The organism is Marinifilum sp. RC60d5 (assembly GCF_052400665.1).
Lineage (GTDB): Bacteria > Bacteroidota > Bacteroidia > Bacteroidales > Marinifilaceae > JBQTGK01.
Map to the genome: position 1 here is coordinate 13,206 of NZ_JBQTGK010000007.1, position 22,269 is coordinate 35,474.

Annotated in this window: 15 protein-coding genes, 1 tRNA gene and 1 riboswitch; of the genes, 7 read left to right on the plus strand and 9 right to left on the minus strand. The window is 33.9% G+C overall.

The features are described from left to right. Complete coding sequence (locus ACT3CE_RS14335) at window positions 1–771, minus strand: sulfide-dependent adenosine diphosphate thiazole synthase (RefSeq protein WP_444710455.1); 771 nt, start codon at window positions 769–771, stop codon at window positions 1–3. 58 nt (window positions 772–829) lie between these two features. Further along, a riboswitch (TPP riboswitch) is annotated at window positions 830–922 on the minus strand. Between the two features lie 442 nt (window positions 923–1,364). Here ACT3CE_RS14335 and ACT3CE_RS14340 point away from each other — a divergent pair. Next, window positions 1,365–2,000, plus strand: a complete 636-nt coding sequence (locus ACT3CE_RS14340) for a flavodoxin family protein (protein ID WP_444710456.1) — start codon at window positions 1,365–1,367, stop codon at window positions 1,998–2,000. Between the two features lie 192 nt (window positions 2,001–2,192). Beyond that, window positions 2,193–2,939: a hypothetical protein gene (locus ACT3CE_RS14345; RefSeq protein ID WP_444710457.1), complete on the plus strand. Its 747-nt coding sequence runs from the start codon at window positions 2,193–2,195 to the stop codon at window positions 2,937–2,939. 459 nt (window positions 2,940–3,398) lie between these two features. Here the strand turns inward: ACT3CE_RS14345 and ACT3CE_RS14350 are convergent, their stop codons facing one another. Continuing rightward, window positions 3,399–5,429, minus strand: a complete 2,031-nt coding sequence (locus tag ACT3CE_RS14350) for a M3 family metallopeptidase (protein ID WP_444710458.1) — start codon at window positions 5,427–5,429, stop codon at window positions 3,399–3,401. 612 nt (window positions 5,430–6,041) lie between these two features. Between ACT3CE_RS14350 and proB the strand changes: the two genes are divergently transcribed. The 4 genes from proB (at window position 6,042) to ACT3CE_RS14370 (ending at window position 11,271) form a co-directional block, all read left to right on the plus strand. Beyond that, the gene (gene proB, locus ACT3CE_RS14355) at window positions 6,042–7,112 is read left to right on the plus strand and encodes a glutamate 5-kinase (protein ID WP_444710459.1); all 1,071 of its coding nucleotides are present in this window, start codon (window positions 6,042–6,044) and stop codon (window positions 7,110–7,112) included. Window positions 7,113–7,299: 187 nt separating this feature from the next. Then, entirely contained in the window at window positions 7,300–8,547 is a 1,248-nt protein-coding gene (locus tag ACT3CE_RS14360; RefSeq protein WP_444710460.1) for a glutamate-5-semialdehyde dehydrogenase, read from the plus strand. Between the two features lie 280 nt (window positions 8,548–8,827). Next, window positions 8,828–10,627 (plus strand): MutS-related protein, encoded by a 1,800-nt coding sequence (locus ACT3CE_RS14365; RefSeq protein WP_444710461.1) that lies wholly within the window; start codon window positions 8,828–8,830, stop codon window positions 10,625–10,627. Window positions 10,628–10,710: 83 nt separating this feature from the next. After that, window positions 10,711–11,271, plus strand: coding sequence for a hypothetical protein (locus ACT3CE_RS14370; protein WP_444710462.1), 561 nt, complete (start codon window positions 10,711–10,713; stop codon window positions 11,269–11,271). A 56-nt stretch (window positions 11,272–11,327) separates the two neighbouring features. Here ACT3CE_RS14370 and lgt read toward each other — a convergent pair whose 3' ends face one another. The 5 genes from lgt to ACT3CE_RS14395 form a co-directional block, all read right to left on the minus strand. Continuing rightward, window positions 11,328–12,149 (minus strand): prolipoprotein diacylglyceryl transferase, encoded by an 822-nt coding sequence (gene lgt / locus ACT3CE_RS14375; protein WP_444710463.1) that lies wholly within the window; start codon window positions 12,147–12,149, stop codon window positions 11,328–11,330. Between the two features lie 101 nt (window positions 12,150–12,250). After that, complete coding sequence (gene secA, locus ACT3CE_RS14380; protein ID WP_444710464.1) at window positions 12,251–15,547, minus strand: preprotein translocase subunit SecA; 3,297 nt, start codon at window positions 15,545–15,547, stop codon at window positions 12,251–12,253. A gap of 105 nt (window positions 15,548–15,652) precedes the next feature. Then, window positions 15,653–16,039, minus strand: coding sequence for a hypothetical protein (locus tag ACT3CE_RS14385; protein WP_444710465.1), 387 nt, complete (start codon window positions 16,037–16,039; stop codon window positions 15,653–15,655). A 176-nt stretch (window positions 16,040–16,215) separates the two neighbouring features. Further along, entirely contained in the window at window positions 16,216–16,725 is a 510-nt protein-coding gene (locus ACT3CE_RS14390) for a ferritin (protein ID WP_444710466.1), read from the minus strand. A 184-nt stretch (window positions 16,726–16,909) separates the two neighbouring features. Beyond that, window positions 16,910–18,535 carry a patatin-like phospholipase family protein gene (locus ACT3CE_RS14395; protein WP_444710467.1) on the minus strand — a complete coding sequence of 542 codons (1,626 nt, stop codon included), beginning with the start codon at window positions 18,533–18,535 and terminating at the stop codon, window positions 16,910–16,912. A 341-nt stretch (window positions 18,536–18,876) separates the two neighbouring features. Between ACT3CE_RS14395 and ACT3CE_RS14400 the strand changes: the two genes are divergently transcribed. After that, window positions 18,877–20,472, plus strand: coding sequence for a cation:proton antiporter domain-containing protein (locus ACT3CE_RS14400; protein WP_444710468.1), 1,596 nt, complete (start codon window positions 18,877–18,879; stop codon window positions 20,470–20,472). Between the two features lie 99 nt (window positions 20,473–20,571). On the opposite strand, the gene ACT3CE_RS14405 is transcribed toward ACT3CE_RS14400, so the two are convergent. After that, window positions 20,572–20,653: transfer RNA gene (locus ACT3CE_RS14405), tRNA-Leu, on the minus strand. Window positions 20,654–20,850: 197 nt separating this feature from the next. Then, window positions 20,851–22,182 carry a Na+/H+ antiporter NhaA gene (nhaA, locus tag ACT3CE_RS14410; RefSeq protein ID WP_444710469.1) on the minus strand — a complete coding sequence of 444 codons (1,332 nt, stop codon included), beginning with the start codon at window positions 22,180–22,182 and terminating at the stop codon, window positions 20,851–20,853. Between the last annotated feature and the right edge of the window lie 87 nt (window positions 22,183–22,269).

The window sequence follows — 22,269 nt, forward strand, 5'->3', positions numbered from 1 at the left end:
TTATTTCCTTAAATTTTCAGCAATTAAATCAGCCAATTTTTCACCTGACAAAAGCATTCCTCCAAAAATTGGTCCCATTCGAAATCCACCACTCACACCATTCGATGCCATTCCCGACACATACAAACCTGGATATACTTCTTTGGTATTTTCTACTGTAGTTCTCTCCGCTTCATCAATCGATAATGAATATTCCCCCATTACCTTACCTGTTTTCGTATTCAGCTTTACATCGTTTTTACGTTCTAGTGTGCTTACAATATCACATTCATGACCCGTTCCATCTACCACAGCTTTTGCCATAATCACCAAAGGATCAACATGTAATCCTTCTCTACGAACAGGAGACCAGTTCAAAACTACTCCACATACTTTATTATTTTGAAAAACAACATCTTCGATAGAAGAACAATTGAACATTTTCACACCCGCCTGTGTAGCATGATAAATTAATGCCGAAGTTGCATGTACCGAATCAATGGTATAATAATCTCCTTGATAATTTGCATACGAAATGTTCAACTCATCAAGAATGTGTAAGGCATCTTTTTGCACAATAATTTCATTAAACATCATAGCACCACCCCACATGCCTCCACCTGGAGCCAATTTACTTTCGTACAAAGAAACTTTAAAACCTTTCTTTGCGAGATAATAAGACGCAACCAATCCGGAAGGACCCCCTCCAACTATTGCCACATCAACCGATAAATTTTCTTTGAGTTTTTTAAAATAGGAATCAACGATTCCTGCAGATACAATTTGCTCCATTTTATTGTTTATTAAGTAAATACTATTAATAAACAGGGGCTATCCTACTCTAAATAAAGTAGACTTGTCTTTACTTTCCTACGCAGGCATTATCCTGATCAGGTAAAGGGTATAATCTCAGCCTTAAAGTTAGGCACCCCTAGTTTATATAATTGCAAATGTAAAATAAAAATATTAGAATGCTGCACTTAAGTTTAAAATCTTGCACGAATAAATAATTCGGATCAATTATCTTTACCCGTAAAAATACCAAAATCATTAGCCTAAAATAGATTTATTCTATTAACAAATTATTAAAACAATTGCATTTGCTTACTGATTATTTTTGTGAGCTAGATTGGTGAGAACTTTTCTATTTCTTATAAATCAAAAATGATTAAAACAATAAAACTCAAAATATGAAACAAGCCTGTAAAAAGCATTACAAACAAGAGAATGAGTGTAATTTGAAAGTTCCATATAGCAACTAAAAAACAAATTATTATTATATGAAACGTCCATGTACAAAGCTTTCTACACACAGGAAAATGATTATATGGTAAGTTCTCCCGAAAAATCCAAAACAGAAAAACATAACTTAAAATAAAAAACAAATGAAAGTCGTCGCATTTAACGGAAGCCCTAAGAAAGAAGGAAATACTTACCATGCTTTACAATTGGTATGTGAACAGTTGGAAGCTAAAGGAATTGAGACAGAAATTGTAAATGTTGGCATTAAAAATGTGAAAGCATGTACCGGCTGCAACATGTGTTTTAAAAATAAAGATGAAAAATGCATCATTAAAAACGATAATGTGAACGAATGGATTCAGAAAATGAAAGAAGCCGATGGAATTCTTTTGGGTTCTCCGGTTCATTACGCATCCTTGAGCGCAAGTCTTAAATCATTCCTCGATCGCGCATTTTATGTTGCCGGAGCCAATGGAAATTTGTTCCGCCACAAAGTAGGTGCCTCTGTTGCAGCAGTTCGTCGTTCGGGAGGATTACCTGCCTTTAACGAAATGAACAACTACCTGACCTATTCCGAAATGATGATTCCAACTTCGAACTACTGGAATGTGATTCATGGTTTGTTCCCGGGACAGGTTCATGAAGATAAAGAAGGCGTTCAAATTATGAGAGTTTTGGGTAAAAACATGGCTTACCTGCTGGAATTAATGGAAAATGGAAAAAACAAGGTGAAAGCTCCTGAAATAGAGAAAAAAATAATGACCAACTTTGTGAAATAATAGCAAACAGCAATTAATTATAGAAGCTACCAATCCCAATTGGTAGCTTTTTTTTAACAGCAAAAACAATAGAAATCCCATTAAAATTTCACCTTTCATTCTTTCATAAGCTAAAATTTTGATCAGCCTAAATGATAAATTATAGTAAGATTCTGCTAAATTTAATCTATCAATTACCAAACTTACCTTAGCATGAATATAGCAGAACTTACTATTCCTGAAAATTCTTTACTCGAAATAAAATCCATTACAACAGAAAACATCATCGAGCCCACCATCCCCGTTAGCACCTATCTGCAGGACGCCGAAAACCTCGTACTCTGGACAAAAGACGATTTAAACGAACTCGCCAGAGTGGGCATTAGGCAGCAACATATCGACGAATTAATTGTTAGAATTGACATTTGCCGAAAGGTGCAAACCTGCTGGATTCATTCCAAAGAAACTCAATCGGAGCTAGATAAAAACTGGAAAAAGGAACTACAAACTGGAAAAGATCTTTACAGAGAACTGCTTCATTATTTTACATATGCATTCCGAAACGATGAGAAATTATCCAAAACATTAAAACGAAATAAAAAAGCAAATAGTCATGCTTCCCTCATTCAAACACTGTCTAATTTGAGGGTATTAGGAGATGCTAATAAAGATTTACTGGAAAAAATATCTTTCGATTTTCAATTGCTCACTAAAGCATCAGACTTATCAAATCGATTAGGAATATTAGCAGGTAAGTGTCATGCAAACAATTGGAATATAAAAGAAAATAAGCGATTTCGTGATAAAACCTACACCTACCTTAAGCTGTGTATCGATGAAATTCGCGATGCAGGAAAATTTGTATTTCGTGACAATAAAAAACGCTTGCGCGGATACATGATAGCCTATTATTTGAAGAAAAATGCCGAGCATCGCACAAAGAAGCAAATCCTTCGCTAAAAATAATATTCCTACGTATTTTAAGCCCGCACATAAGCCATTTTATAGAGAGCATTGATATAAATACAGCATAAATTTCAAAATTTCCGTATCCTGTTAAAATAAAAATTACATTTTTTATTTACTCTTTATCGTGTATTGATATCTACTGTCTTTTTAATAGTTTAATTAGCTTTTCGAAAAAGAATGTAAATTACTTAAAAAGGATAACTAGTTTCTGAAAAGATCTACATTTTTATGAAAAGGCGACATTATTTTCTAAAAGGTATCAAAGTAATATAAAAGATAGTTAAATATCATCTCTGCTGATAGAAAAATGAATAATATCCTGATTTATATCGCAAAGGAAAATCCTCTATTAGGCAGGGAGAATATATAAATAAAAATGGAGGGTAAAAAAAAATCGCTGCCCCACTTGAGACAACGATAGTACTATTCTTTTTAAAGTAGATCTTCAATTTATTTTAAACCGCTACGCTTCAAAAGAGGATCGATTGATGGTTCTTTTCCTCTGAATTTTAAATATAAATCCATAGGATGTTCGCTACCTCCTTTTTCAAGGATATTTTTTCTAAACGAATTGGCAGTGGCCTTATCGTAAATTCCATTTTCCTTAAAAGCTTCAAACGCATCGGCATCGAGTACTTCGGCCCATTTATAGCCATAATATCCTGCGGCATATCCTCCAGCAAAAATATGTGAGAAGGAAGTGCTCATACAGCTTTCTTTAATCGGAGAAAATAACTCTGTTGATGCCATTGCTTTATTTTCAAAAGCAGAAACATCTTCTATAATTGGCTCTTTTACACTGTGCCACGACATATCATTTAAACCAAAGCTTATTTGGCGAACAAAGGAATATCCGCTAAGGAAATTTGCACTATCGATAATTTTCTGAACCAATTCAGATGGAATTTTTTCACCTGTTTCATAGTGTTCTGCTACTTCATCTAACCACTCTTTACGGAAAGCAAAATTCTCCATAAACTGCGACGGCAATTCAACAAAATCGCGATAAACATTGGTTCCCGATAAAGCACTGTATGTACATTTCGACAGCATTCCGTGCAATGCATGACCAAATTCGTGCAAAAAGGTGGTTACTTCGTTAAAGGTAAGTAAAGACGGTTTTGTTGCGGTAGGACGCGTAAAATTACACACAATAGAAATATGCGGACGAAAATCCTCTTCACCTATCATGTACTGATCAGTAAATGAAGTCATCCATGCACCCCCTTGTTTTGTGCTACGAGGGTGAAAATCGGCATAAAATAAAGAAACAAATTCACCTTTTGAATCAAATACTTCATAAACATCTACCTCTTTATGGTATTTAGGAATATCTGCATTCAATTTAAATTGAAGGCCGTAAAGTTTTCCTGCTAAATCGAAAATTCCTTTCTTCACACGCTCCAATTCGAAATATGGACGAGTAATTTCATCGTTTATATCGTACTTTTCTGTTTTTAATTTTTCAGCATAGTACGCCCAATCCCATCTTTGTAATTCAAAGTCTGCACCCAATGATTTTGCATAATCTTGCAGTTCTTTAAATTCTTCTTTTGCTCTGGGCATCGAAGCATCTAAAAGTTCGTTCAAAAAACTCAAAACTTTATCTGCCGATTTGGCCATTCTTTCCTCCAGAACAAAATCAGCATAACTTTCATATCCCAAAAGTTTAACTTTTGCCAGGCGCAACTCAATAATACGATGAATCACTTTTTGGTTATCGAATTTATCATTAAAACAACGCGAAGAATAGGCTCTGAACATTTTTTCCCTTAATTCGCGATTATCGGCATATTGCATAAAGGGAACATAGCTAGGAAATTGAAGGTTAAAAAGCCATCCATCCTTCTCTTTCTCCTTTGCTAAGGCCGATGCAGCCTCTAAAATACCATCGGGTAAGCCGGCAACATCCTTTTTATCGCTTAAATGCAATTCAAAATTATTGGTAGCCGCCAAAACATTTTCTCCAAACTGAAGAGTAAGTTTCGAAAGTTCTTTGGAGATCTCTCTTATTTTTGCTTTTTTTTCTTCATCCAAATCGGCTCCCGATCTCACGAAAGACTTATAGCGATCGGTTAATAATTTTTCCTGCTCAACATTCAAACGAAATTTTGCCTTGTTTTCGTAAACCAATTTCACTCTTGCGAATAGTTTCTCATTCATAATAATATCGTTCGAAAACTCTGTTAGCATTGGAGAAACCTCACGAGCCAAAGCCTGCATATCATCATTGGTATGTGAGTGATTTAAATTAAAAAACACAGAAGCAACACGATCCAGTTGATGTCCTGAGTATTCTAGTGCTTCAATTGTATTCGAAAAACCAGGTGTTATAGAATTACTTGCAATATTATCAATCTCTTTTCTTGCCTTTTCTATGCTTTCTTTAAAAGCAGGCATATAATGCTCCAATTCAATTTTATCGAAAGGAACAGATTCGTATGGTGTCGTAAAATCTTCTAATAAAGGATTTGTACTCATAATTTAATTCAATTTTATATTTACATACAAATATAGAAAAGGTCTATGATTAAATGTTGCATTGGAAATATTAAAAAAGCTTAATTCTATTAAAATTGCTACAACTAGAGATAGAATTAATTTAAATAAAAAAAATATCTTTTTTATTTATTTGAACTCTAAATTCGTCTCAATATTGTTGATTACATGATATTTATCATGTTTTTACAATGGCTAATTTAATCACCGAAAAGGTTTTCAACACAGAGTTAAGTTACGCTATATCAAGAAGTAATAAATATTGGTAGGAAAATTTATGTATATTTGGGCTTTAGATAAGGGGGAAATTACATCTGCAAGCTTTAGTACTATGAAAGAAATGTGTAATCTTATCGATCAAGCAAAAGACTATTCGGAAGACAGTAATAATAGCTTCTTCTGCCACCTTTATGCCCCAATTTCATTTACTTTATCATCTCGTCCCGTTAGGGTATTTTAATTCTCATACAACTTACGTTACATCTTTAAGTACATCGGCCTTAGCTATTTATTTAAAGATAATTTACACCATTTACATTACTGTTTTACAGTGTATGCATTGCGTACATTAGAATTACTATACTCATAAATAAAATGAAAAGAATTTGCATTAAAATAGGCTCTAATGTTTTAACCAAAGAAAACGGAGAGCTAAACAAGGAAAGAATTAAAAATATAGTTTATCAGATATCGGAGCTTCGAAAAAAAAATATTCAGTGCATTTTAGTTTCATCGGGAGCAGTTGCGGCTGGTAAAAGTAAAATTAAGCTGTGCGATAAAACTGATACTGTTACGGCCCGACAGATTTGGTCGTCGGTTGGGCAGGTTGAATTGCTGAATGTGTATTCCTCCTATTTAAAGGAATATGATATTGAATGCGCCCAATTATTGGTCACAAAACAAGATTTTAGAACAAGAGAGCATTATTTAAACATGAAAAACTGTCTTACATCGCTTCTGCATAATGGTGTTTTGCCTATTATCAATGAAAATGATGCTATTTCGGTTACTGCCTTAATGTTTACAGATAATGATGAACTATCGGGTTTAATTGCTTCTATGATAGATTCAGAAGCTTTGTTTCTGCTGAGTAATATCAATGGAATTTATACAGGTAATCCTGATAATCCAGATTCAACTTTACTGAAAACTGTTGATGGGGACATAAACCGATTAAAGCAATACATAAGCACAAAAAAATCGAATTTTGGACGTGGTGGTATGCTTACAAAATGCAGTATTGCGGGGCGTGTGGCAAAATCGGGAATTAGTGTTCATATAGCCAATGGAGGGATCGATAATATCGTATTAAAGCTAGTTGACTCATCTGTAAATGTGGATCATACCGAATTTACTCCAAGCAAAAAAACCTCTACCGTAAAACAATGGCTGGCAAGTTCCGACGGATTTGAAAAGGCAAAAATCACCATTAATGAGGGAGCTGAAGAGGCTTTATGTTCGAATAGAGCCAATAGTTTACTTCCAATTGGAATTGTAGAAATGAAAGGCAGTTTTGAGAAAGGAGATATTGTAAAAATAATAAATATGGACGGGAAAGTCGTAGGACTTGGAAAAACTGCTTACAATAAAACAAAAGCAAAAATTCATATTGGTAAAAGTGGTGCTAAACCTCTGGTTCATTACGATTATTTGTTTCTGTATTAATTCAATATTTGAAGGCCAATTGTTGAAAACAGCTACATTTAAACAGTAAAAACATTCAGCAATCAGCAACAAACAGTAATCATAAAACATACTGCTTTTTTACATGAAACTAAAGATTAAATTATAATCATTAGTTACTCATTTAGTGAAAATTGCCAACCTTAACGAAACAATTACTTTATTAGCTATGAAAACAATAGATCAACTTTATAAAATAAAAGAAGCAGCACGAAACATGCCTTTAATTTCGGCAGAAACCATTAATAAAATTCTTTTGTCGCTTGCACAAGCAATAAGAAATGCTTCGGCCGATATTTTAGCTGCTAACCAAAAAGACCTGGATACTATGCGTAAAGATGATCCGAAATACGATCGTCTTCTATTAAATCAGCAAAGAATTGAAGGGATTGCTTCGGATATTGAAAATACAGTTCAACTAGCATCTCCTTTGGGTCGAATTCTATCTGAAAGAACATTGGAGAATGGTCTTACAATTAAAAAAGTTAGTGTTGCCTTAGGAGTTGTAGGCGTAATTTACGAAGCCCGACCTAATGTAACTATTGATGTTTTTGCTCTTTGTCTTAAATCGGGAAATGCTTGTGTTTTAAAAGGTGGTAGCGATGCCATAAATTCAAATAAAGCCATAACTACTATTATAAAAAATACCTTATCAGAACTACATATTAATTCTGAAATTATTCAATTATTAGCTCCCGATAGGAAGGCTGCAAGTGAATTAATGAACGCACAAGGCTTTGTTGATGTATTAATACCAAGAGGATCGCAAAATTTAATAAATACAGTACGTGAAAATTCAAAAGTTCCTGTTATTGAAACCGGAGCAGGAATTGTTCATACTTATTTCGATAAATATGGCGATACAGAGAAAGGTGCAAATATTATATTTAATGCAAAAACAAGAAGGGTAAGTGTTTGTAATGCCTTAGATTGTTTAATTATCCATAAGGATAGATTAAATGATTTATCGGTTTTGGTAGGTCGATTACAGGAAAAAAATGTGGTAATTTATGCCGATAATACTTCTTTTAAAGCCATTCAGGAAACTTATCCCAATTCTCTTCTGTACAAAGCCGATTCAGAATCGTATGGAACTGAATTTTTAAGCCATAAGATGGCCATTAAGACAGTAAATAATTTTCAGGAAGCACTAGATCATATCTATCGGTACAGTTCAAAACACAGCGAAGCAATAATTAGCGAAAACAATGACAATATAAATGCCTTTTATTCTAGTGTTGATGCTGCTGCTATTTATTGTAATACTTCAACTGCATTTACCGATGGAGCACAATTTGGCTTAGGTGCCGAAATTGGAATTAGTACCCAAAAGTTACACGCCAGAGGTCCGATGGCCCTGGAAGAACTTACCTCTTACAAATGGCTTATTGCTGGAGATGGACAAATTAGAGAATAGTTAAAACGCTTTTAAATCGAGTGATTATATGGGAGATTCAGCATTGCGAATCTCCTATTTTTTTTAGAAAACTACAACTAAAAAATAAAAGTTCAATCCATTATTTTACGTCCTTTTTTATATGCAATCTCCAGCGAATAGAGATGCCTGCAGCGCAACAAATCCATTCGCTGCACAAACCTGCACCCAAGCACTAAATATGATTTTTAAGAATTCCATAAATATTTAATTTCAAGAGATAGTTTTTGCTAATTTTGGTTTCTTAAAATACAAGCATTATATGAAGCAGAACTATTACCAAAATCGCATAAAAGCATTCAGAAAAGAAACAGCACTTCTTCAAAAAACCAATAAAAGGCTATCGGCATTTCGCTTACTTAGCGCAGTAGCTGCATTTGTTTTGTTCTATGTTATTCTTCCCTACTCTATGTTGGCTGCTATATCTGTAGCTGTATTTCTTATTAGTGCATTAAGTTATTTTGTGCGCAAATACGGTAAAAACGATAAAAAAATAAAAAAATTGAATCTCCTGGCCGATATTAATGCCAACGAAATTTCATGTTTAAATACTAGGCATAATGATCTTTTTTATAATGGAAAAGAATATTTAGAAGCAAATCATCCCTATGCCTCGGATCTTGATATTTATGGCTCTCATTCCTTATATCAGTTAATTAATCGCTGTGTAAGTAAAAGTGGAAACGATAGTCTGGGAAAATGCTTAAATGAACCCTCTGCGAATAAACTTATTAAAGAAAGACAGGAAGCTGTAAAAGAATTAAGCACACAAATTGACTGGCGCCAAAATATTATCCAATACGGTTTATCTAAAAAATTAAAAAATGACAATCCTGATTTTGTAAGTGATTGGGGTAAAATGTCATCTCCATTTCATAACAACAAAGGCTTATTTAGGGTAATTTCTATACTCCCGTTTTTTTCTTTTGCAGCTATTATTTATTCTTTTATAGGATCGTCGATTCCCTTGTTACTTCTTTTTGTTCTTAGTTTTGCTATTCATTATCGTAACAATAAAAATGTAGACAAAGCTTATAGCAACACCTCTAATAAAGGTAGCATGCTTAGGATTTATGCCTTTATTATCGAAGAATTTGAAAATCGAACCTGGGAATCAAAAAAACTATCCTCTCTCAAGAAAAAGCTGGAAAGCAAAGATTTAAGTGCCTCAAAAAAAATAAGACGCTTGTCGCGATTAATCGAAATGCTCGATCAGCGTCACAATATGCTTGTTCAAATTATTTTTAATGCTTTGTTTTTCTATGATCTTCATTTGTTGTACCGAATAGATAAATGGAAAACAAATTATGGTCATGAAATTGAAAACTGGTTTACTAGTATTGGAGAAATTGAAACATTGTCGAGCTTTGCCAATCTAAGCTTTAATCATCCCGAATGGGTATTTCCTGAAGTAACAGATGAACACTTTAAGTTGGCAATGAAAGAAGCGGGCCACCCTATGATTGATGAAAATGTTCGTGTAAATAACGATTATGAACTAAATGGTCCTGGAGTGATTCATATTGTTACCGGATCGAATATGGCCGGAAAAAGTACATTTTTAAGAACCATTGGTGTGAATATTGTTTTGGCTCTTAGTGGTGCTCCGGTTTGCGCAAAAGAAATGCTGGTTTCAAATGTCGAGGTTAATACTTCCATGCGTATTAAGGATTCCATAGAAGACAATGAATCTTCGTTCTATGCAGAACTGAAAAGAATTCAACAGGTACTTGAAAAAGTAAATAAGCAGGAAAACACACTACTTTTACTCGATGAGATATTGAGAGGAACCAACTCTAAAGACAAGCATACCGGATCGAGAGCATTAATTAAGCAATTGGTAAAGCAAAATGCTGTTGGTTTGGTTGCTACTCACGATTTGGAATTATCAGTTTTAGAGGATGAATTACCGGGTAAGGTCGAAAATCGATTTTTCGATATTAAAATTGATGGTGATGAGTTGTATTTCGATTATAAAGTTCAGCATGGATTCTGCAAAACCTTTAATGCGCCTATTTTAATGAAGAAAATGGGAATTGAAATGGAGTTGATTAATGACTAAAAATTAGACGCAGATTTTTATGATTGGTTATGATTTTCATATATAAATTGGAAATTTGCGCTAACTAGACATAATTGAAAATAATGAATGATAAAACACAATTTTCTAAATTAATTGATAATTTAAACCTCATAAAACCTAGAGAGAAGTATGGCTTAAAATATCAAAATATTAGTTTGCTTGGATTAGTCTGCATTTATCCAATTTACTACAGATATAATTCATTAGTTATTTCAATCAATGAACTAATAGTTTTTATCCCAATAATAAGTTTTATTATTTCAATCACTTTCTTTAATTTTTTCAAAAAACATTTGGGATTTATTTGGTCCCTTTTTCACAACCTCACGATTGGGGTGCTTTTTCTTTATACTCTAATCTTTATTAATTCTGTAAATAAACAAGATAATATTGAATTCAAATCTTATAAAATTAAAAAGGTAAGATTAGTTGATAACCATAAAAAAGGAGATCAGACTTTACATCCTATAATAACATTAAAAATAGACTCTATTGTTAAAAATATTAATATACACCATCAGCATACAAAAAATTCATTGCACTCCGATAGTATTAGGCTTGGAATAATAAAAGGCAACTTAGGTTATGCTGAAATTATATCTTTTGAATTTATAAAGAAATGACAAAAAAATCCGAACCAGTTTGGTTCGGATTTTTTATTTGATCTCGAAATTGAGATTTATACTATTTTTTTCTTTAGGTTTTTAATTAGTAAATAAGCTCCCAAAAGCACAAATGGAATACTTAGCCATTGTCCCATGTTTAAAGCCATACCTTCTTCGAATGCTTCCTGATTTTCTTTGATAAACTCAATAAAGAAACGAGCTGTAAAAATCATCACTAAAAATGCACCGAAAATCATGCCCGATCGTTTTTTCGCATCCGTTTTCCAATACATAAACATTAGTACACCGAAAGAGATTAGGTAACAAATAGATTCATATAACTGTGCCGGATGGCGAGGTGAATTTGGTTCAAAAATGGAAGCTCTCACAAACTGGAATCCCCAGGATGAGCCTGTTTGAGTTCCAATAATTTCTGAATTCATAAGATTACCTAAACGAATAAAACAACCTGCTAAAGCAACTGGAATAACAACAAAATCTAATATCCATAAAATTGACTTTTTGCTTACATTTTTAGAATAAAACCAAAGAGCAATAATAATTCCTATCGCAGCTCCGTGAGAAGCTAATCCTCCATGCCAAACCTTTAATATTTCACCTGGATGCTGTGAATAGAATTCCCATCCATAGAAAAATACATGCCCCAGGCGAGCCCCCACAACTGTAGCAATCATGGTGTAAAGAAATAATTTATCAAGCCATTCCAGCTTAATACCTTCTTTCTTAAACATCTTTTCGACAATATAATAGCCTAATAAAAAGCCAAGAGCAAAAAGTAATCCATACCAACGAACCGAAATGGTCCCAAATATCCACCAGTTTATGGGTAGGTTAAAGATTTCCGGATCAATATCCCAAAGTATTGATAGTAACATGTTATAAGATTTTAGATTTTAGTCCCGATTGTTATCGAAATGAGAACTGAGCTACAATTTACTCAATTCTCATTAATTCATTCTTTCACTTATTATCTGGCTTAAGCCGATGCACCTTTACCGTGACAATGCTTAAACTTTTTACCACTACCACAAGGACAAGGCTCATTACGTCCTACTTTTTGAACATTTCGAACTGGTTCAGCTTTTTTGGGAGCCTGCTTGTGTCGTCCATCAGAGCTTAGCTCCTCTTTGGTAGTTTTTAGCTTACTCATATCGCGCTTGCGTTCTTCAGCCTGACGAACTTCTTCAGGATCCTGCAAAGGAATATGCCCTTTCATTAAACTTGAAATCACCTTCTTATTTACATCTTCAACCATTACTTTAAATAAGTTAAAGGATTCAAATTTGTAAATTAAAAGTGGATCTTTTTGCTCATAAGAAGCATTCTGTACAGATTGTTTCAAGTCATCCATTTCGCGTAAATGCTCTTTCCACGAATCGTCAATTGTTGCCAAAATAGAAACTTTTTCGAATGATCTCATTACATCTTCAGCCTCAGTCTCGTAAGCTTTCTTTAGATGAGTTACCACATTGAACATTTTCGATCCGTCGGTAAAAGGAACAACTATGTTCTCATACATTTCTGCTTTTGCCTCATATACATTCTTGATTACAGGATATGCCTGTTTAGCAATAGCTTCGGTTTTTCTTTTGTAAGTATCCTGTACAATATCATTGATTTTTTCGGAGATTACAGCAGGATTTTCCTTCATAAATTCTTCCTCTGTAATTGGAGATTCAATTGAGAAAGTACGAATTAATTCCATTTTAAAATCTTCGAAACTACCACCATGATATTCGTTTACTATTGTTTCTGAAACATCATACATCATGTTGGCAATATCAACCTGAATACGTTCTCCGAATAATGCGTGACGGCGACGTTTGTAAATTACCTCACGCTGAGAGTTCATTACATCATCGTATTCAAGTAAACGCTTACGAATACCAAAGTTATTTTCTTCTACTTTTTTCTGTGCTCGCTCAATTGATTTGGTAATCATGCTATGCTGAATTACCTCACCATCTTCCAGCCCCATACGGTCCATTAGTTTCACAATACGATCGGAACTAAACAAACGCATTAAATCATCTTCAAGAGATACAAAGAACTGAGAAGAACCTACATCTCCCTGACGACCGGCACGACCACGCAACTGACGGTCTACACGACGTGAATCGTGACGTTCGGTACCAATAATAGCCAAACCACCTGCAGCTTTTACTTCATCGCTTAATTTAATATCGGTACCACGACCAGCCATATTGGTAGCAATGGTAACGGTTCCTGCCTGACCGGCTTCTGCAACAATATCAGCTTCGCGCTGGTGTAATTTTGCATTCAGTACATTGTGTTTTATCCCACGAATCTTAAGCATTCTACCTAACAATTCTGAAATTTCAACCGAAGTTGTACCTACTAATACCGGACGACCAGCCTGTACCAGAGCAACAATTTCTTCAATAACCGCGGCATATTTCTCACGTTTGGTTTTGTAAACCAAATCATCTCTATCGTCGCGAGAAATTGGTCGGTTGGTTGGAATTACAACTACCTCTAATTTGTAGATGTCCCACAACTCACCAGCTTCGGTCTCTGCAGTACCTGTCATACCCGATAGCTTGTGATACATTCTAAAGTAATTCTGAAGGGTAATTGTTGCGAAAGTTTGAGTTGCAGCTTCAATCTTAACACTCTCTTTGGCTTCAATTGCCTGGTGCAAACCATCGGAGTAACGACGACCTTCCATGATACGTCCTGTTTGCTCATCGACAATTTTGACCTTACCATCAATTAACACATACTCTACATCTTTTTCGAATAATGTGTAAGCTTTTAACAACTGATTTACAGTATGAACACGTTCTGTTTTAACCGAATAAGATTGAATTAGCTCATCTTTTTTGCTAACTTTTTCTTCATCAGATAATGATGATTTTTCAATGTCATTAATTTCTGAACCAATATCAGGTAACACAAAGAATCCAGAGTCATTGGCATCGGCACTTAATAAGTCGATCCCTTTATCTGTAAGTTCTATTGAATTTTGTTTTTCGTCGATAACAAAATACAGCTCATCGGTAATAATGTGCATGTTTTTGTTGTTCTCCTGCATGTAGAAATTTTCTGTTTTTAGCAAGATAGCTTTGTTTCCCTGCTCACTTAAGTACTTAATTAAAGGTTTCATTTTTGGTAAACCTTTAAAAGTTCTTAACAACAACTTAGCACCTTCTTCATGCTCTTTTTTATCTTGGCTGGCAAGTAATTTTTTTGCTTCGGTAAAAATATGCATCACCAAATCGTTCTGTGCTTTAACAAGCTTTTGAACTTCTGGTTTTAAAACATCGAATTGCTGATTATCACCACGTGGAATAGGTCCTGAAATAATTAATGGCGTACGAGCATCATCTACTAATACCGAATCGACCTCATCGACAATTGAATAGTTGTGACGACGCTGAACCAAATCTTTAGGATTGGTAGCCATATTATCACGCAAGTAGTCAAAACCAAATTCATTATTTGTACCAAAGGTAATATCAGAGGCATAAGCCTTTCTTCTCTCATCGGAATTTGGAGAGTGTTTATCAATACAATCAACTGATAAACCATGGAATTGATATAATGGTCCCATCCATTCCGAGTCACGTTTGGCCAGGTAATCATTCACAGTTACAACATGAACACCACGACCAGTTAAGGCGTTTAGAAACACTGGTAAAGTTGCTACTAAAGTTTTACCCTCACCCGTTGCCATCTCGGCAATTTTACCTTGGTGCAGAACAGTACCACCAATTAGCTGCACATCGTAATGAACCATATCCCAGGTTACTTCTGTTCCCCCAGCAGTCCATGAATTAAAGAAAACAGCTTTATCTCCATCTATTTGTACATTATCAAAATGAGGAGCCAAGTCGCGATCGAATTGGTTTGCAGTTACTTCAATTTCTTCATTCTCGGTAAATCGTCGAGCAGTATCTTTCACAACAGCAAAGGCCGTAGGAAGAATTTCCTCTAAAACCTCTTCTATTTTTTCATCAATTTGCTCTTCTATTTTATCGATTTGGTCGTAAGTATCTTCTTTCTCGTTTACAGAAAGACCACCATTCTCGATTTTATCTTTTAAAGCTTTAACCTGATCAGTTTCAGCTTTTACATAATCTTTAATGTGTTGTTTTAGTTTCTCCGATTCTTCACGAAGCCCATCATGACTTAATTGTGTTACTCTTTCGTACTCTTTTGTAATTTTCCCTAAATAAGGCGATAATTCTTTTAAATCTCGGTCTGATTTATTACCAAACAGTTTGCCTAATGTTTTATTTATAAAACTCATCTTGATATATTGATTTCAATATGTAAATGCACTCAATACTATTGAGATACAAATTATTTGTATGTTAATTTACTAAGCTTGCCCGGTTTCTGGGCAGATGAAATATTAGCAAAAAATGCCAGGAGCCCGAATTTGAGTATCACCCTCGGGAATTTGTTTGTAGTAAACTTCGGAATAAGGATTTACTCCCCTAAACTCTTCTGGTAAAGGATAATTGAGTAAAGATTCTTCTCGATTTAAAGCTGGAATTTTAGGTAAATTCTTTAGAACAGATAGTTCTTCGGGATTCGAAAAACAGGTTCCAGTAACCATTTCCTGATCTACTTGCACCAATATTGGTGAAGCAAAAGATTCGTCGAAGTGTTGAATATGATCTGCATACCATTCTGCAAACAATTGTTGATCTACCGTAAAATCCTGAGCATTAGCGCCCGGAACTACAGCTGCACAACCTGTAAGCACACAAAAAACTACTATGAGGTATCTGTTCATATCCATCGAGACCAAAAGTAAAAATTATTATTGGTTTAACGACTGGTTTTATTGAAAATAATTGAATTCTTTTGATGGATTATTAGTAAGTCGTAAAAATACGATTTATGATAATATCATAAAAAAAGCCTCACAAAAAATATGTGAGGCTTTAGATATAATAAAGTCTGTCTTATTTATTCAGCAGGAGCAGTAAATGTTCTTGTCTTAAAATCTTTATCCATCATATAAAGTCCATGACCTTTTCCTTCGAACATTCTTAATTGATCAATAATTTCGCCAACAGTGGCTTCTTCTTCTACTTGTTCATCAACAAACCATTGAAGAAAATTAACTGTAGCGTGATCTTTTTCTTCGATTGCAACATTTACACATCCATTTATCAATCGAGTAACTTCCTCTTCGTGTTTCAATGTTTCTTCGAAAACATTTAGCACTCCGGACCATTCTGAAGGAACTTCAGGTATGGGATCTAAAATTACTCTACCTGCACGCTCATTTATATAGTCAAGCATTTTCATTGCATGAAAAGTTTCTTCTTCAAACTGAACTTTCATCCAATTTGCAAAACCTGGCATTCCATTTGCGTTAAAATAATTCGACATTGAAAGGTAAAAATATGCTGACCAAAATTCAGCATTAATCTGTTCGTTCAAAATCTTTTCTACATTCTTGTTAATAGCCATAATGTATGATATTTTAGTGTATCTCTTATTTTATTCAAAAATAGAAAGAATTCACCGAACACAACAAAAATGCTAATGTAGATTGATTCTAATTTACTGACTAAGGCACATATATACCTGTGAAAAAGACGAGTACTAATTGACGGATTACAAATCTAGAATTAAGATTGAGTTGATTCAAATTTTATTCTAAGGTAAAAAGTGGATTTTCATTAAACTTTGCCCAATCCTCTTTTAACACATTATACATTTTATCTATTTCCGGATTACTGATTCCACAACTTTTTAGTTCTAAGATATATTTCATCAAATTATAACAGCTTGTAAATTGCCCACAAGCAATTAAGGAATTCATTCTGTCTACTTTTCTATCTTCCTCGGTCCACCAAAGCGATGTTGGTGCTTTTGATGCTGTTAAGGCCACTGCCTTTAACCGCTTCTGAGGTCGTTTTATCTCTAGATGTGTTTTTTTTGCTCCATTTAAACCGCCTATAACTGAACTTATTCTCCTATTTTCCAGATTCTCCGAAGAGTAGAAAAGTTGGTAGTTTAAATACCTAATTTGTTTTAAAAATACATCATCAATCATTTTCGCTCCTGAGGTTGCTCTTTCTATGAGCATACGTTTTACCAAATCGGTATTTAATTTCTGGAAAGATTTAATTTCGGTAAGTAATGATCCGGGCACATTATTTTCAAAAATTACTTTTAGCTTAGCCAAAGCATCACTTTTTAAATAAGCAATTACTCCACCGGCCAAAGATAAACTTAAGCCAATACCTGTTAGAACACCACCAATAACATATAAAGAGGGCCATGCTTGTCCTGTTATAATTTCTAAAGAGTTGATTAACATTAAAACAATGCCAGAAAATAAAATTGTTAAAAAACTCCAGTGAACACTCAGATATTTCATGAATGTATTGGCCTTTTCTTTTACTGATATTCTGGAAGTACCTTTAGAATTTTCGGGTAACCAGGCTTCCATTTCACTATTCCCAACATCATTAACAATAATTAAATCTAATATCCTGTCTCTATGTTTTGATTTACTAATATTCACCATACTACCAATAGCCTGATTATCGACTATTCCTCCATCCATTACACCAATTCCTTTGGTAAAATTTTCGAGACGCTTAAGATTTTTGTAATCGGTGTCTTTTCTGTTTCGAATATAATCATCGGGAAACACCAAAGGCTCAAATCCAATGGGAAAGCACGATGATGATGCAACAATATCTGAAAGTTCAATTTTACTGCTTAATTGATTTAACTCATCACAAGATAGATTTCCATTTCCAAATGTGCCAATATTCTGAAACCTAAAAGCCCTTCCAAAAGAAAATTCTGTTGCATTAAAACAAACATGCTTAAGATTCGATGATTTGATATTTTTAAACATACCGAATTGTCCCTGAAAGAAAGGCATATCAGCATAAGCCAAGGCAAAAGCATTAATCAAAGATCTTTTCTTGTGTGGATATTTTTTCCACAAAACGCGATTCTCGAGTTTCTCGACTGCATTTTCGAGCAATTTATCTTTGTCAGGCTCAAAACATTCGTAGAACTCTCTGTAAAACTTATTAAAATTATAATTCTCACTTTGTACGGCTTTAGCATAGGCCATAGCTAACAAAGATCCTCCACTTACCGCACTAATAGCCTCTACCCTATTTAGCAATGCATCGCCCTCATAAGATATTCTGTTTAAGTAGGAAAGAACCCCCAGCGAAAAAAAAGTAGCACGATATCCGCCACCACTAAAACAAAGTCCAATCGATTGAAATGGGATAAGTTGTGTTCTCATGCTTACATCTTTTATATATTTGCCTCTAATGATAGAAAGCATTATTTTTTATACTAAACTACAATAATATTGGGAATATCAATATTTAAAAATTACATGAATAACTCCGGTTTTATTATTGCACATATTTTTTACAAAAAAAGCAATAACACAATTTTAGCTAAGTCATAAAGTTTAATTTAGGGGTACAATCGTTTTAATTATTTTGTTCGTTAATTTTTTAAGTAATCTCTAAATATTTTCTCTAATTTTAAAAACTCATAAGTCCAATCTATAAATTATTATCTCTATTTTTAGTATCCCGCCATGAAAGCGGTTTTACCCTCTAAATTAAATTAACTATGGATCCTCTTTGGCTAGCTATTGCATTTTCTTTCGGACTACTTGTAAAAGTAATAGGACTTCCCCCATTAATAGGATATTTACTAGCGGGATTTACCTTAAAATATTTTGGTGCCGAGTCGAATGAATTAATTCAAAGTCTTTCCGAGCTTGGAATAAGTCTTTTGTTATTCACCATTGGTCTTAAGTTAAGCATTAAAGATCTACTTCATAAGGAAATCTGGGGTGGCGCCTCTATACATCTTCTTTTGGTAAGCTTGCTAATGGGTTTAATTTTATTTGGTTTAAGCTATAGCTCCTTACATATATTTACTGATTTTACATGGCAACAAGCCTTAATAATTGGTTTTGCGCTTAGTTTTTCGAGTACCATTTATGCAGTTAAAATTTTAGAAGAAAAAAGCGAATTAAAATCGGCTTATGGTGTACTATCGATAGGAATATTGATAATTCAGGATATTTTCGCTGTTTTTTATATTGTATTGGTTGCGGGAGAACTTCCTTCTGTTTGGGCTCTTGCTTTACCAGTTGTTTTTGTTTTGATACGTCCCTTACTATTTTTGATACTCGAAAAAATTGGTCATGGCGAAATTTTAGTGCTTTACGGATTTTTTCTAGCTTTAGTTGTAGGAGCCGAGCTATTTAAATTTGTTGGCCTTAAAGCCGATTTAGGAGCATTGGTTGTGGGTATACTTATTTCAAATCATAAAAAAGCAAAAGAACTGGCAGAGTCCTTAATGAATTTTAAAGATATCTTTCTAATTGGCTTCTTTCTTTCTATTGGATTAATGGGTTTCCCTGATTTTCAGATGCTACAGATAGCAATCATTTTAGCTTTGGCTATTAATATAAAAGCCATACTCTATTTCATTGTATTAACCCGCTTTAAAGTTCGGGCCAGAACATCTTTATTTACATCTTTAACACTTGCCAATTTTAGCGAATTTGGTTTAATTGTGGCTTCTATTGCAGTTGCAAAAAATTTAATTCCCTCAGATTGGTTGGTAACTATTGCTATTGCGGTGGCCATAACTTTTATCATTTCTTCTCCTTTAAATTCTCAGGCTCACAGAATTTATTTTGGAATTAAAAAACACCTTCGAAAATTTGAGACTAAAAGTCGTTTAATTTACGATAAGACTTTTGATATTGGCGATGCAGAAATTTTAGTTTTTGGTATGGGAAAACTGGGTGTATCGGTTTATGATCAATTAAATAAAATACATGGACAAAAAGTTTTAGGATTGGATTACAATTATGACACAGTTCAAAATCTTAAAAAAGAAGGAAAAAACATTCAACAAGACGATGCTGCAGACGGTGAATTTTGGGAAAGTATTTTTTCAAAATCGAATCACAAGCAAGTAAAGTTAATTATGCTATGTATGAATGATCATCAATCAAATATTTTTGCGGTAAAACAATTAAAATCAACAAAATATAATGGAAGAATTGCTGCCATAGCACGATTTGAAGATGAACACAAGCAATTAGAAAAAATGGATGTTGATGCAGTTTATGATATCTATTCCGAAGCTGGTTACGGATTTGCAAATCATGTATGTAGTAATATTGATATTGAATGCAGCAGATAATATACTTCTACTATTTTACTAAACTTATTAGAATTAGCAGACAGCGAAATAATCTGGCTAACCATAAAAAAAGGATCAACATTAGTTGATCCTTTTTTGTGCGGATGAAGGGACTCGAACCCCCACGCCCTAAGGCACTAGATCCTAAGTCTAGCGCGGCTACCAATTACGCCACATCCGCCTTGCGTTAATTGCGATGCAAATATGAGTCATTTTTTCTTTTGAAACAAAATATTTTCATAAAAAAATCTCCACACATCAGTATTTACGGGACATACACCAACTAAACCAGCTGATAAACAAGTTTATCGAGAAATAAAATTATTTTACAAATAATTCTCAAACCAAAACTTTGTTACAGGAACAAAACCAAAATAATTATTCCTGATTTCGACTAAAAATCCTGAGTATCAGAAAACCTATAATTCCCGACATAGATGATGCTATTAAAACCGAAAATTTTGCAAGACTTAGCATCTGGACATTGGTAAATGCCAATTGCGAAACAAAAAACGACATTGTAAAACCAATTCCACCTAAAAAGCCAATTCCTAAAATTTGCAACCAAGAAATTTCTAATGGCTTCTGTGCTAATTTTAAATGTACACTTATGTAGGAGAATAAAAATATTCCTAAAGGTTTTCCAACAAATAATCCGAAGATGATCCCCAAAGAAATAGGCTCAGCAATATTTGTCACTAATGTTGAATCGATTAATACACCCGCATTAGCGAAAGCAAATAAAGGAACAATCAAATAGGCCACCCAGGGATGGAATAAATGTTCCAATCTGTGTAATGGTGAAATAACTTCAACACAATTATTTTCAATCGCATATACTGAGGATTGAACATGTTTTTCTTTAAACTCAGTCTGCTTTTCGCTAGTGGAATCATCTAACTGATTCATTATAACCAAATTTGAACGAACAAACTCAAATACATTTCGATTGGCATGCGCAGGAATTGTAAACGCAAGCAGTATGCCTGCTAAAGTTGCATGAACACCCGATTTTAAAAGCATGTACCAAAGAATAATTCCCAAAATTAAAAAGACTGAAACATTGCGAACTTTTAGTAAGTTTAAACACCAAAGAAATACATATATTCCTCCGCCGTAAAGCAAATACAACCAATCTATTTCACTGGTATAATAGACTGCAATTACAATCACAGCACCAATATCATCGACAATAGCAATTGATGTTAACAAAAGTTTTAAAGCAACCGGAATTCGTTTTCCCAGAAGAATTAAAATCCCCAAAGCAAAAGCAATATCAGTAGCCATCGGTATTCCCCAACCATGAGTACCACTACCTGTTAAATTAAGCGACACATAAAATAATGCAGGAACCAGCATACCACCAATGGCTGCAAAAATTGGAAGGCTTGCTTTACGCATCGATGATAATCCTCCAGTTAAAAGCTCACGTTTAATTTCCAGTCCAACAACAAAAAAAAAGATTGCCATTAAACCATCATTAATCCAATGAATAAGACTTTTTGATAGTTCCCAACTTCCAAAGTGCAAACCAAAATACCCTTGCCAATAGGCAAGAAATGATTCACTAACAGTAGAATTTGCAATAAAAATTGCCAGAATTGTGAAAAACATTAATACAATTCCACCAAATGCTTCTAATCTTACAAATTCCACCAAGGGGTCTTTAATCTTATTTAGTATTCTTTTGCGCTTTAAAAACTGAATCATATTTATTCTCTCTTAATTAATGAGCTGCAAAAATAGAATACCGTAAAATCTTTTACAATGGGGAAATCCCTACTTTCATTATGGATA